The sequence below is a fragment of the Microbulbifer maximicatervae (SeqCode) genome, from assembly GCF_052467955.1.
Genome location: NZ_CP174329.1, coordinates 722,076 through 735,401, shown reverse-complemented (window position 1 = coordinate 735,401; position 13,326 = coordinate 722,076). Strand labels below are relative to the sequence as shown.

The following is a 13,326-nucleotide window of genomic DNA, read 5'->3' as shown; positions in this document are numbered from 1 at the left end:
TAATTCAATAACTCTATATTAAAAATAGCGCCATGAACAAATATATTCGCCTTACAAAGGTATTACTAAAGTACAAAGTGGTTATAGTGATTCTATGTGGTATTTTATTAAGTTCCTGCGAGCAAAGAGCTACTAAACAAGAAATAAGCTCACCAGCAAAGAAAATTTCATCTCCTATTAGAACCACAGCCCCAGGACTTTCAGAATCTTATGCTGATATTCGCCGTCAGCAAATTGCTGAAGTGGACTATCGGCTGAGCATCAATCTGGATAATCAAGCTAAGAACTTCTCCGGAATTGTGCACGCAGATATTAATTTTAGAAAGATACTTGAACAACCGCTCACTATCGATTTTTCCGGTGGTGCGGTTGATTCAATCCAGGTCGATGGAAGATCTGTTCCATTTGAGTACAACAACTACTTTATTTCTATTGATTATCAAAATCTACCGGAAAAATCCCACACGATTACGGTGAATTATCAACACCCATACTCTAACAATGGCTCAGGATTACATCGCTTTAAAGACCCCAAAGACGAAAAGGTCTATTTATATACGGACTTTGAACCTTATGATGCCAATCGCCTATTCCCACATTTTGACCAACCCAATTTGAAAGCGCGTTACACCCTGGATGTAAGGGCTCCAAAAGACTGGGTAGTAGTTAGCGCGGAAAGAGAGGAGAGAGTAGAAGAGAAAAGAAAATCAAACCACTGGTTTTTCCCTCAAACCAAGAAATTCTCATCTTACATATTCTCTTTACATGCAGGTCCTTACCACATCTGGGAAGACAAGGCAGGAGATATTCCCCTTCGCTTAATGGCAAGACAGAGCCTGGCAAATTACGTAAAAACAGAAGACTGGTTTACCTTCACCAAACAATCCTTTGAGTTCTTTCAGCCCTACTTTGAAATTGATTATCCATTTAAAAAATATGATCAAATACTAGTACCTGATTTTAACGCCGGCGCTATGGAAAATATTGGGGCTGTAACATTTAACGATTCTTACATATCCCGAGGAAAGAAGACCCAGGCCCAGCGGATGCGTCTCGCCAATGTTATTGCCCATGAGCTGGCCCATCAATGGTTTGGTAATTTGGTCACCATGAATTGGTGGGATGACCTTTGGCTCAATGAGAGCTTTGCCACTTACATGGCCAATCTGGCTCTAGCCGAAAATAGCGAATTCACTACCGCTTGGGAGAACTATTACTTAGGCGCCAAGCAATGGGCCTACCACACTGATCAACGCCCCACTACCCACGCTATTCAACTACCAGTCAACAATACTGACGAAGCCTTTGCCAATTTTGATGGAATTACTTATGGCAAAGGCGGCTCAGTACTCAAGCAATTGCCCTACTATTTGGGCAAAGAAGAATTTCGCAAAGGCGTCAGTAATTACTTAAAGGCCTTATCTTATGACAATTCAACCCTCAATGACTTTATCAACCACCTGGGCAAAGCTGCGGATAAAGATCTTAATTCCTGGCAGCAACAGTGGCTTTACCAGGCCGGCCTCAACACAATTGAAGCCAGCTTCCAGTGCGATGATGACAAAATCAATCATCTGGTAATTCAGCAAACAGCACCAGAGGAATACCCGATATTAAGGGAACAGCGCACACAGCTGGGGGTTTACCAAAGGAAAGCTGGAAGTATGAAACGGGTTGCAACCCTTCCAGTGCTTTATAGTGGTGCCAGAACCGAAGTAAAAGAAGCCGTGGGGCTACCCTGCCCAGAGGGGCTATACCCCAATGAAGAAGATTGGGCCTATGTGAAGGTAAATCTGGATGAAGTTACCATCAAGAATATGGCTCAGCATATCAATGATATTGAAGAACCGTTTGCACGACTAATGTTCTGGCAAAGCCTATTTGATAGCACCTATGACGCAAAACTGCCCCTGGATGAGTATATTAGTTTTATAGTGAATAATGGCGCCGACGAAAAGGACATCAATATTATTCGTTTGAATGCCAGATATATTGAATTCACTTACGATTTTCTGACTCAAATCCCCCTAAGTACAAAGCGCCGTAACGAACTTACTCAGACTGTTGAGAGCTTTATCTGGGGTCAACTACTAGAGGCGGCTGAAGATAGTGATCAACAAAAAGTCTGGTTTGGTGTTTTTACCAATATCGCCCACTCCACACCAGCATTAAGTCATGCTAGAGACCTGTTAATGGGAGAGTTTGCCATTAAAGGGCTGGAACTCGATCCTGATATGCGCTGGAAACTTATCAAGTTGCAGAATCGTTATCTATTCTCAGATTATGAGCAGGCAATCACAAGAGAATTGGCAAAAGATAACTCCGACAGATCTAAACTCAACGCACTATCTGCTGAAGTTATTCGCCCCCAATCCGAAAACAAATCAAAGTGGGTAGATAACCTTATATCTAATCGAGACAAATTCAAGTTAAGTGAAATTCGAAAAATTACAGAGTCCCTTTTTGCACCAGAGCAAATAGAGCTATTTAACATCCACGGCCAACCGATTTTTGACTCACTGGCTCAGGTCAATGAAGATGAATCTCAGGAATTGCTTACTGCTTATGCTTACGCCCTACCGCTAATGTGTTCTAGAGAAAATGTAAATGAGATTACTAAGTCACTAAAAGAAAAACCACAACTTAAGCCCATATTGGTAAAAGCACTAAAAAATCATCGCTATTCCGGTGAACGCTGTATCAATATCGGGAAGCGATTACTCTAGATCTTCTTTAAACTAGCTATTAATGTTGAACTAAGGGCAATATCCAGCCCTTAGTTTCCCTTACCAGGATTTTGGCCGGGTATTACGCGTAATAAAATGGTGCATATTTTATCTAAATGCCCCCTAATAAAGCATATCTATTGCACCAGCTAACTTATACTTATTCTTCTCTAAAAATCTTGTTACAGTGACATTTCAAAGCCCAAAAAATTAACGGGCGTTCCTACTTAAACCATTGTTTTAAAAAGAAAGACAATCAAATAAAGATGTATATATCAGTAAAATTAGACGACCTGTCCGATGGCTCCATTAACAATCTTCTTGAAGCTCATCTACGGGAAATGTACCGACATTCCCCACCTGGAAGCGTTCACGCACTAAATCCTGATGAGTTAAATGACCCCATGATTACCTTTTGGGGAGCGAGAATTGATGGAGTTTTGGCCGGCTGTGGTGCCCTAAAAGAGATCAACCCTGATTTGGGCGAAATAAAATCCATGAAAACTCATTCTCTATTCCTGCGCAAAGGCGTTGCCCGCGCCTTGATAGAAAGAATATTGGAGGAGGCAAAGCAGCGTAAATATAAAGAGATAAAGCTGGAGACAGGTCGCGCTGAAGCTTTTGCTCCCGCAATCGCTCTCTATCGCCGTTATGGATTTGACGATTGCGCCCCTTTCAGTCACTATAAAAATGACCCTTTTAGCCTATTTTTAGGTAAAAAATTATAGTCAATAGGTATCCCTTATCAGTCAGTATGAGAGTGTTTGTTACCATGGCGCTATCCAGAAGATCCTTTATTAAATATTCCAGCTTAGCTTCCCTTACTTTCGGTGGAGTCAATCTAACCGCTAAAGAGGCTAATTCCAGTCTATCTATATCAAATCTTCCCAGCCTGGAAATGCCTTTACAGGAGATTTACCCCGCAGTATTTTCTGGTGAGATCTATGTAGCAGGGGGATTTATCCCATCGGATACGGCAGTTTTCTTCGGTCTCTCTCCAACTAAACAAACACATATCTTTTCTCCAAGGGAACAAAACTGGAGGCATGGGCCCAATTTACCTGAGGTAAGGCATCACCTCGGTATGGCCAGTAACTCCAACAGTCTATATGGCATCGGTGGGTTTTTTGGCGATTCGGATAGCGCTTGGCAAGCCCGAAATACAGTTTATAAACTTTCCGGCGAATATAAGCATTGGATAGAAACCAGCCCTCTCCCCCGGCCCTTGGCTGAATCTATTTACACCAACATTGGGGAAAACATCCATGTCATTGGCGGCAAGGCCCCCAACGAACAGTCTAAAAATAGAGATACCAATTCTCATTATGTGCTTACAAGAGGGGATCATTGGGAGCAAGTAGCGCCAGCCAGTATCAAGCGAAACTCCGCAGGTGGGGCAACTTTAAATAACAGAGTTTATGTTGTTGGTGGCCGCCAGGTTAGCGACAATGGTAGCAAGGCCAGGAATCTAACTTATGCCGAAGTTTATGACCCCAGCCTGGATAAATGGGAAAAGATCCGCCCCCTACCCCAGGCTGCTGCCGGACTCACAGTAACCCCATTAAATAATAAATTAATAGTTACCGGCGGTGAGGCATTTGGCCCCAATGGCAACTGGAAGACTGGTACAGCATTTAACAATATTTGGATTTACGATCCAGTCACAGATGATTGGAACAATCAGGGTCAGTTGCCCCAGGCACGGCACGGTCACGGAGCAGTAGCCCTAGGAGAAAACCTCTACTTGATTGGTGGAGCCTCTAAAGTTGGACCGCAAGAAACTCTCGCTTCCGCAATACAGCTGCACTGGAGCTAAGGGGCAATCAATAAAGTGCCCTTGAGCAAACCCACAATGCCTCTGGCTTGCAGAGGCCCACTGATGGGATACATTAATTAATTGGGAGCAATGCTGCCATCAATATCTGTATAACTCTGATGGCGCTCAACTCCTAAATATCCAATATACCTATCCCGTATCTCACGCACATAGTTAACTGGCTCCCTGCCGCGCACGTAACCAAAACGACTATCGCGATAGTATTCAGGCTGGGACAGCAGCAACATGGCCTCTTCAACATGGCCAAACCACTGGTTAGGGTCCCACTCCAGTCGTCGGGCTAACGCCCTGGCATCCCTGACATGGCCATGACCCGCATTATATGCAGCCAGGGTAAAATAGATCTTCTGCTCTAGGGGTATATTTTCAGGAAAACGTTTATCCAACCACCCCAAATAAGATACACCTGCGCGGATACCGTTTTCAGGATCATACAAATTCTTAATTCCCAACTGTCGTGCTGTCCGCGGTAATACCTGCATCAAGCCCTGAGCACCGGCAAAGGAGCGCGCTTGGGGGTTAAATTGACTCTCCTGGTACATCTGCGCAACCACCATACGCCAATCCCGATCGGTAGCCTCAGTATATTTCTTTACTATGGGATCAAAGGGCGATAGCTCATCAGTGCTGCGCAGGCGCTGCCCTTGATGTCGGAGGATACGCTTTTGCTCCTTGAAATATTTATTGTAAGTAACGTTAAAGAACAGGTCTCGATTGTGCTTGTTCAGAAAGTTATTCAGTTGTTCCAGTAATTCCGGTTGGCCAGTTCGAACGGCCCAGGCGATATCTCGCTCCCCTGGCAACTCCCCCACTACAGTAAAGTCATCCCGGTAAGTACTCTCAATGGCGGCCAAGTGTGAGTCAACTACGGTATAGGGAAAAATACCCCTGGCTACTGCATCAATAAGAAACTCACTGGTAGCGCCTTTTAGACGATGGATCTGTAGCGGCACCATATCTTGCCCGTGCTGCTTTTCCATTATTTTGACCAGACTCTCGTGATAGCTCGTGGTGGGATTAACCACTACTGTTTGCCCAGAAAGCAGGTTCTCTGGAAGGGGTAACTCTTTATCAGGCACCTTTGATTTTGCGGCTACTACCTGTTCCGTAACTGTCATATAAGGCTTGGAAAATGCCAATCCCTGCTGGCGGCGGGCCTCGGTAACAGTAAGGGATGCAGCAATCATGTCCCCCATTCCATCATTCAATGCCTCGACCAAATCCTGATCTTTATCGGGCACAACCATGCTCAGGCGTAATTTGTGGTCACGGGCAAACTTCCTTAGCAGATCGTAATCAAACCCCATCAACTCACCGCGCCAGATAAAGTAGGAAGCGGGGTGATTGCGAGTGAGCACCCTTAAAGTTCCGCTCTCCTTTATTGCCTGCCAATCTCTCAGTGGCTGCTCTCGGTTCTGACTGGCCAATACCAATTCTGCGGTAAAGAACTCATTCAACTCACGCCTCAAAGCGATAGCATTTTTGCGTACAGCCCAGGCTATAGGCCTGCGGGAATCGAGCTCTGTGGTGGCTGTGAGTTGCGGGTAATCAGTTAGAAGTACATCGGCCAAATTACTATCAATAATTGTCGCGGGGTATTCGCCGGCTGCTACAGTCGCAATAAGCTCGCTGGCTGCAACCGGCTTATCGAGGTAAGTGATCCTGTAATTTTCCCTATCGGCTCGCTGCTCCAGGGTTTCAGCAAATGCACTGCCCCGCCGCAGCACGACTTGCAGGGGCACAGCCTCTTCCACCTCGAACTCTCTATGAGTAATTAGCAACTCATCAACATATTGTAATGGGCGGGTAAAACCCAGTGATAATTTGCGTTCTTCGGTGCGAGAAAAATTGGTGGCAATTACATCCCCACGTCCATCAACAACCGCTGGAATTAAATCGGAAAAGTTATCTACGTAAACCCACTGAGGCTTTAATCCGCGGCTACGAGCAAAATTTTCCGCAAGTTTTCGCCACTCTGTTGCAGGTAGTCCTTCTCGTGGTAAGGCGCTCTCCTGGGGGCCCCTTGGGGCCAACAGGCGCAATACACCTCGCTCTAACAGGGCTGGCAAATCTCCTTGCTCTACATAATTTTCAAACTGCGGCTTTGCGGGCTGTTTATTCTGCGGCGTTGGTATCGGTTGTTGGGGAGATTCCGTTAAAACCTTTGAGTTTTCTACAACAGGATCTCTATTACTTTCGCATGCGGCAAGCAGCAATATTAAGACAAATAGCGGAAATATAACGAAAAACCGTTTTCTGCTCACAGTGCACCCTTTCTTATTCTATGAGAAGCATTACCCTTAACGCGCACGCTATGCTTCACAATATGGAATTGCCGCTGTTACAGAAATCGTACCAGTTTGCTGGGAAATTATCCCCTAAAAAAAAGCCCGGCAAAGTCAATTGCCGGGCAAATATACGTTGGCGAATGTCGGATGTCTCTTACACAGAGTGACAAGCCTTTTTTATTCAGTGAGCGCTCTTATGGTTGCTATGATGACTTGGGTTTGCCCTTCAGCTCTGCCAACCTCATTTTTATTTCTTTGTTCTGCTCCTCGTCTGGGAGCTCGAACATCAGCGGCTTCGCCACTCGGGCAAAATACTCCGCATCTTTCTTTTGGTAGAGCTCTTCTGCCAGCCACTGGGCAATATGCAGCTCACGGGGGGCACGCTTGTAAGCCTGCTCCAGCTTTTCCAGATATTCCTCTCGGGGGTAATCCAGCATCTCCATAGCCATCGCCAGGCCAAACCAGTGAGATGCATTTTTCGGTTCTTCCTTCACCAGGAAGTCGAACTCCTCCCGCGCCATTTTCAAGCTGCGAAGATCCCGCTTACTACCGGGCGCCACCGCCTGCTGATTAACCGTTAACCAAGCATGGGCACTCAAGTACCAGAGCTGGCCTCGGTCCTTAGTGGGGACACTGGCCAAAAGGTGGCTGGCCTGGGGGAAATTACCCAATCGCAGATCGGCACTCGCTTTAATCGCAGCCAGCTCAGTACTGTAAATACCCATGCTGTAGGCATATTCAATCAACTCATCCAAAGCCAGCAGGTTGTAACCGGACTGGGCGATAAATCCAGCCAGGATGCTCACCGACTCTCTTTTGCTGAGACGTTTAACCCTAGGGCTGGCCTCTTTAAAGTCCGCGGGGATAGCGCCACTAAAATGTTCAAAGCTATCCGCCTTATAAGTGGCGACATAGGCCTTTTCGATTTCTTTCACCGACATCCCCAGCGCCTCTTCCAGGGCGAGTACTGGGTCGGCACCATCGTTATAGGCTTTGACGAAATTATCGAAATTATCCTGCTTGCCGCTTTTCATCATCAACCAGTGAGACAGAATCCAACCTCCGGCATAGACATCCGCCTTTTCGTCCGCATCGGTGTTGTACACCGTCGCGCGCAACAGGTCTTCCAGCGGCATAAGCCCGGTATACATCAGGGTCATGGCCCGTTCGCTGGGAATGGAGCCAATTTCGTAGGTGCCTTTTTCCGGGAATGACATGGTTGCCATAAATTCAGCAAACCCCTCGCTATACCAATAGGGGTAGTGGGTGGTGTTGCCGTTATAGCTCAGAAAATGGGTGTATTCGTGGAACAGGAATTCGCGCGCTTTGAGCTGCCTCTCAACGCTGCGACCATCCAGGTTTACCAGGGCATAGTTACCCTCCGCAGAGGTATCGAACAAACCGTTGGTCATATCCGCCAGCTCAACACCCACCAGGTTTGCATAGGTGTCCCGGTCTGCGGCCGCATAAATAGTTAATCGCTCGCTTTTTGGATCTGCATCGAGTAACTCCAAGGCCACTGCGCGATAGCGCTCCAGGTCTGCTACCAGACTTTTGACTGCGTTGGGATCACCGTCGGTAATCACGCGAAAATTATCACTGTCGACTTCATACCAGGTCACCTCCCCCAAGCTGCGCGGCGCGGCGTAGGCTGAAGCGATAAATCCGAAACAAAGTACTAATAGAACAACTGAACGAGAAACCATAGTTCGGGCCACCGAGTCATTGTTGCTGAAGCCCTCCCTAGCTGATTAGCGAAGACGACACAGTACCGGTTTTTACTGATCAAAAAAAGATCAATTTGATCACAAAACAGCTTTTCGCCTGTTTTTGTGTGACTGGAAAGACACAAAATAGATAGCTGTTCACAAACAGTTTTCTGCAGCAGATTGCGACATGAAGCGAGACAAACGTCTCAAATTTAGCCCTGTTTACGTACAAAACTAGGATGAACTCCTATAGTACGGGGTCGACCAAGGAGGGAATCCTGGTCAAAAAAATAATAATGATTTCATCAGATGAGAGAAAACTAATGAATACCAAGCCACTACTGGCGCTGCTTGGCGGCGCCCTAATGTCTGCTCATGCCTGGTCGGCACCGGAATATATCGCCGACGTGGATATTACTTCTTTTGACGGTACGGTCCTGGATGCGAACTTATTTATCCCGGAAACGCCCGCACCAGCAGACGGTTACCCCACCGTTATTTTTACCAACAGCTGGGGGCTGGAGAAGCACCAGTACCACTTCCAGGCCAAAGAGCTGGCAGAAAACGGCTACCTGGTGCTCAGCTACTCCACCCGGGGATTTGGGCACTCGGGAGGACTTGTTGACGTCGCAGGGGATAACAGCCTTAACGATGTGGGAGTCCTGATCGACTGGCTGGAAACCAATTACCCGGTGGGCAAGCTGGGTATGGCCGGAATTTCCTACGGCGGTGGAATTTCACTACTGAGTGCTGCCAAGCACCCTCGCGTCGATGCAGTAGCTGCGCTATCCGGTTGGGCAGATGTAGTAGAAGCTTTGTACCCCAATGAAACCGTCAACCTGGTATGGGGCACGCTGCTTGTTACTACGGCCTTCCAGAAAGAGGCCGAACTCGAGCAGGTATGGAGCAACCTGCGCGACGGCGAAAATATGGAACAGGTAATTAATTTCGGTGCTGAGCGCTCCGCAATGAGTTACGTGGACGAAATCAATCAAAACGGCACAGCGGTGTTGCTCTCAAACAATTTCGCCGACTACCTGTTTAAGCCGAATAGCATGACCGATTTCTACTCCCTGCTCGAAGGGCCCAAGAAACTCATGCTAAACCCCGGCACCCACGCGATTACCGAGACTCTTACCGGTAACAATGGCCATATCTGGTCCACCAGTTTCCGCTGGTTCGACCACCACCTTAAAGGCGAGGACAACGGGATCGACACCGAACCCAAGGTCGATATGACTGTGCGTATCAGCAATGAGCTGGAGCAATTCGAGGACTACCCGGTAACAGACGAAAGCACCACCTGGTACCTGCAGCCACGCTTTACCATGTTTAACAATGCAAAAATGGAGAGCGACAAGTACGACGGTTGGAGCTGGAGTAATGAATTCCACGGCGGCTCAGATACCTTTGCAGGCACCGGTATCCCGCTGGTTTCCGATGCACTGGAAGGCTTCGGTATCCCCGTTTACGCGCCCATGATCGCTATCAACGGCTACTACGCCATCGAGTACAAATCACCGATTCAGTGGGAAACCCTGAAGATTCGCGGCGAACCCAAACTCGAAATGTGGGTGGAACCCAGCAAAAAAGAAGTGCAACTCAACGTGCACCTCTACGATGTGGGTCCGTTGGGATTGGGGCGTCTGATAACTCACGCCCCCATTACCCTGCATTCAGACAAGTCTGGGCAAAAACAAAAGTTCGAAGTGGACTTTTTCACCACCAGCTACGATGTCCCGGTTGGCCACCGTGTAGTATTGGCCATCGATACTCAGGGTTATATCTACCAGAAGCCGGAAAATACCAATTACACCATCACAGTGCCCTACAGCAGCAGCAAGGTCTCTAGCCTGACCGTACCGCACCTGTAGGTCTCCCCACAGAAACCCGGCATCCACTGCCGGGTTTCCTCCCACCTTCCCCTCAGCCCAACTATTTGCATCGCGTAATTTTTCTCCAAAGCGGTACAATCAGCCTTTTGGCTGAGTGCTCCCCCTACCATGAAAAAGAACATCCCGCTCGCCCTGCTAACTGCGGCCCTGCTCTCAGTAGCAGGTTGTAACCCCGCAGAAAAAGCATCGGAACCAGCAAAAACCAATACTGCCCAAGAAGTCGAGGCTAAAGGCCTCGATTTTGATAAGGCTCCCGAAGGGCGCCTGCCCGAGGGCACTACCCCCTTGGATTACCAGCTGGAACTGGTGCTGGACCCGCGCAAAGACACCTTCACCGGCAAGGTGGATATCGATATCCAGCTGGCGGAAGGTGCCCGACATATTTGGCTGCATGGCAAAAACCTGGATGTGCGCGAAGTCTACGCACAGCTCGATGACGGCCGCCAGATTCCGGCCGAATACCGGGAAGTACTGGACAGTGGTGTTGCCGCAGTAGAGTTTGCGGAGAAGATCGATGCGGGCACTTTCAAACTGCATATCGACTACAGTGCTGCATTTGATCGCAACCTGGCCGGGCTTTTTAAGGTCGAGGAACAGGGCGATGCCTATGCCCTGGCAAAATCCGAATCGATCCAGGCCCGCAAGTATTTACCCGGTTTCGACGAGCCAGGCCTGAAAGCGCCCTTTACCGTCAGCCTGACAATACCCGAAGGCTACGCAGCGATTAGCAATGGGCCCGAGCTGAAGCGCGAAGCGGCAGGTGACGGCATGGAGAAAGTCACTTTCGCCACCACACCACCGATGTCCACCTATTTGCTGTCCCTGTCAGTGGGCCCCTTTGACCAGGTTGAGCGCCCAGCCATTCCGCCGAGTAAATACCGCAAAGACCCCATTCCCCTGCGCGGCTTCGCCCGTAAAGGTCGCGGTGAGGATATGAACTACATCCTCGATATCACCCCCAAAATGGTGGAGACCTTCGAGACCCAGCTGCAACGCCCCTACCCATTCAAGAAGCTGGACATTATTGCCGCCCCCCAGTGGCCCAGTGGCGCTACTGAATTGTCCGCGGCAATTACCTATCGCGAACAGCGTATCCTGGTGGGCGACAACCCGGCTCCCGGCACCCGCCTGGCTCTCGTAGAAGTTCATGCGCACGAAATTGCCCATATGTGGTTTGGCAATCAGGTCACCCCTCCCTGGTGGGACGACCTGTGGCTGAAGGAAGGTTTTGCTACCTGGGGGGAGGCGCTGGCCCTCACCATTATGGAACCTGAAGAGGGGCACGACCTCAACGCAGCGACTTATGCGATCGGCGCCATGCAGCTGGACTCCCTGGCCAGCACCCGCGCCATTCGTGAGCCCATCGCGGACAACAACAATATTCGCAACGCCTACGATTCGATCACCTACTCGAAGAGCCTGGGCGTTATCCACATGGTGGACACCTATTTCGGAGCGGAAAACTTCCGCCCGGCACTGGGACGTTACCTGGAAACCTTCTCCGACAGCGTGGCCGACTCACCACCCTTCTACAAAGTGATCGGCCAGGAAACCAACACCCCGGAACTGACCGAGACTTTCCGCAGTTTTGTCGAGCAAAAAGGGGTTCCACAACTGGATATCTCCATGGACTGCAATAGCGACGGCATGGCCTCGCTAGTGGTTCAGCAGAGCCGTTACAAGCCACTCGGCTCCCCTATCGCCGACGCCAGCGATAAATGGAGCATCCCCTTCTGCTTCAGCACCGATAGCGGCGTGCAGCAGTGCCAGATCCTGACTGAGCCAAGGGAAACCCTGGAGATTACCGGCGGTGCCTGCCCAAATTGGGTAATGCCCAATGCGCAGGGCAGCGGCTACTACCGCTGGAACCTTCCCAAGGCGCAGTGGCAGGCACTGATTAAACAATTTGCCCAGTTCTCTGCCACTGAGCAGCTGTCCATTATCGACAGCGCCTTCTCAGCTTTCGAGGCCGGCAATCTCACTGCGGCACCACTGCTGGAAGTAGTGCGCAAATCCGCAGTGGCGGACAAGCGCCAGGTGATCACCATGCCACTGCGCTACCTGCAGAAGTACCGGGATAACTACCTGGTTGAATCCCAGCGCTCTGCATTCCTGAATTTTGCCCAGAACCTGTACCTGCCGATACTAAATCGCAGCGCCAATAGCAGTGATAGCGACCAGCAGATGCTGCACAGCGACCTGCTAACCTTTATGGCGCAAGTTGCAGAAGATCCTGACTCGCGCAAGCAGTTACAGGAAATGGCAACCGCCTTTACCGGCTTTAAACAGGAACGGGATGCGAAGGCGTTAAGCTCTGACCTATACCAGGCAGCCCTGAGTGTGGCAGTACAGGATGCAGGGGAAGATTTCCTCGCACACCTGATCAAAGTCCGCGCCGAGCTGGATGATCCCCGCTTTGAAAATGCCAGTGCCAATGCCATCGGCACCAGCAACAATCCCAAGCAAGTGGAAACCATTCAAGCATTAGCGCTCAGCAACGAAATGGGGCCGAGAGAATCATTTGGCCTGATCCATTACGCCCTGGCCCAACCCAGGGTTCAGGAACAGCACTGGGAGTGGCTGCAACAGAACTTTGACAAGGTGGTAGATAAGATTCCGGCCCAGATCCGCCGCCGCACCCCATCACTTGCCGCTGCCTTCTGCGATAAACAGCACCTGGGCGAACTGCAACAACTCTTTGCCCAGCAAGGTGATTTAGCCCCCGGGTACCAGCGCAGCCTCGCGCAAGCCGAGGAGCGAATCCAGCTGTGTATGGCACTGGAGAAAAAAGGCAAAGCGTTAATGGGGGCATTGCCGAAGGCAGTCAATCTCGCCGCTAAGCAATAAAAAACAGAAGTTGTTATTTAAATA

General features: G+C 49.2%; 7 protein-coding genes. 5 read left to right on the top strand and 2 right to left on the bottom strand.

The genetic code is table 11. The features are described from left to right. Nucleotides 1–32 precede the first annotated feature (32 nt). From pepN to ACJJI5_RS03180, 3 genes are all read left to right on the top strand, one after another. On the top strand, nt 33–2,726 hold the full coding sequence (gene pepN, locus ACJJI5_RS03190; RefSeq protein ID WP_445355493.1) for an aminopeptidase N: 2,694 nt from the start codon (nt 33–35) through the stop codon (nt 2,724–2,726). 266 nt (nt 2,727–2,992) lie between these two features. After that, the gene (locus ACJJI5_RS03185; RefSeq protein ID WP_444907001.1) at nt 2,993–3,454 is read left to right on the top strand and encodes a GNAT family N-acetyltransferase; all 462 of its coding nucleotides are present in this window, start codon (nt 2,993–2,995) and stop codon (nt 3,452–3,454) included. Between the two features lie 44 nt (nt 3,455–3,498). Continuing rightward, nucleotides 3,499–4,542: a Kelch repeat-containing protein gene (locus ACJJI5_RS03180; protein WP_445355492.1), complete on the top strand. Its 1,044-nt coding sequence runs from the start codon at nt 3,499–3,501 to the stop codon at nt 4,540–4,542. A 77-nt stretch (nt 4,543–4,619) separates the two neighbouring features. Here ACJJI5_RS03180 and ACJJI5_RS03175 read toward each other — a convergent pair whose 3' ends face one another. Then, nucleotides 4,620–6,827 (bottom strand): transporter substrate-binding domain-containing protein, encoded by a 2,208-nt coding sequence (locus ACJJI5_RS03175; protein ID WP_445355491.1) that lies wholly within the window; start codon nt 6,825–6,827, stop codon nt 4,620–4,622. A 227-nt stretch (nt 6,828–7,054) separates the two neighbouring features. After that, nucleotides 7,055–8,557, bottom strand: coding sequence for a hypothetical protein (locus tag ACJJI5_RS03170; protein WP_445355490.1), 1,503 nt, complete (start codon nt 8,555–8,557; stop codon nt 7,055–7,057). A 326-nt stretch (nt 8,558–8,883) separates the two neighbouring features. Between ACJJI5_RS03170 and ACJJI5_RS03165 the strand changes: the two genes are divergently transcribed. Together ACJJI5_RS03165 and ACJJI5_RS03160 are read left to right on the top strand one after the other, a co-directional pair. Next, nucleotides 8,884–10,434 carry a CocE/NonD family hydrolase gene (locus tag ACJJI5_RS03165; protein WP_282930907.1) on the top strand — a complete coding sequence of 517 codons (1,551 nt, stop codon included), beginning with the start codon at nt 8,884–8,886 and terminating at the stop codon, nt 10,432–10,434. Nucleotides 10,435–10,563: 129 nt separating this feature from the next. Then, nucleotides 10,564–13,302 carry a M1 family metallopeptidase gene (locus tag ACJJI5_RS03160; RefSeq protein ID WP_445355489.1) on the top strand — a complete coding sequence of 913 codons (2,739 nt, stop codon included), beginning with the start codon at nt 10,564–10,566 and terminating at the stop codon, nt 13,300–13,302. Nucleotides 13,303–13,326 lie beyond the last annotated feature (24 nt).

Excerpts from the sequence above, each read along its gene's own strand:
- pepN (WP_445355493.1), top strand. The coding sequence starts at position 33 with ATGAACAAATATATTCGCCTTACAAAGGTATTACTAAAGTACAAAGTG.
- ACJJI5_RS03185 (WP_444907001.1), top strand. The coding sequence starts at position 2,993 with ATGTATATATCAGTAAAATTAGACGACCTGTCCGATGGCTCCATTAAC.
- ACJJI5_RS03180 (WP_445355492.1), top strand. The coding sequence starts at position 3,499 with ATGGCGCTATCCAGAAGATCCTTTATTAAATATTCCAGCTTAGCTTCC.
- ACJJI5_RS03170 (WP_445355490.1), bottom strand. The coding sequence starts at position 8,557 with ATGGTTTCTCGTTCAGTTGTTCTATTAGTACTTTGTTTCGGATTTATC.
- ACJJI5_RS03165 (WP_282930907.1), top strand. The coding sequence starts at position 8,884 with ATGAATACCAAGCCACTACTGGCGCTGCTTGGCGGCGCCCTAATGTCT.
- ACJJI5_RS03160 (WP_445355489.1), top strand. The coding sequence starts at position 10,564 with ATGAAAAAGAACATCCCGCTCGCCCTGCTAACTGCGGCCCTGCTCTCA.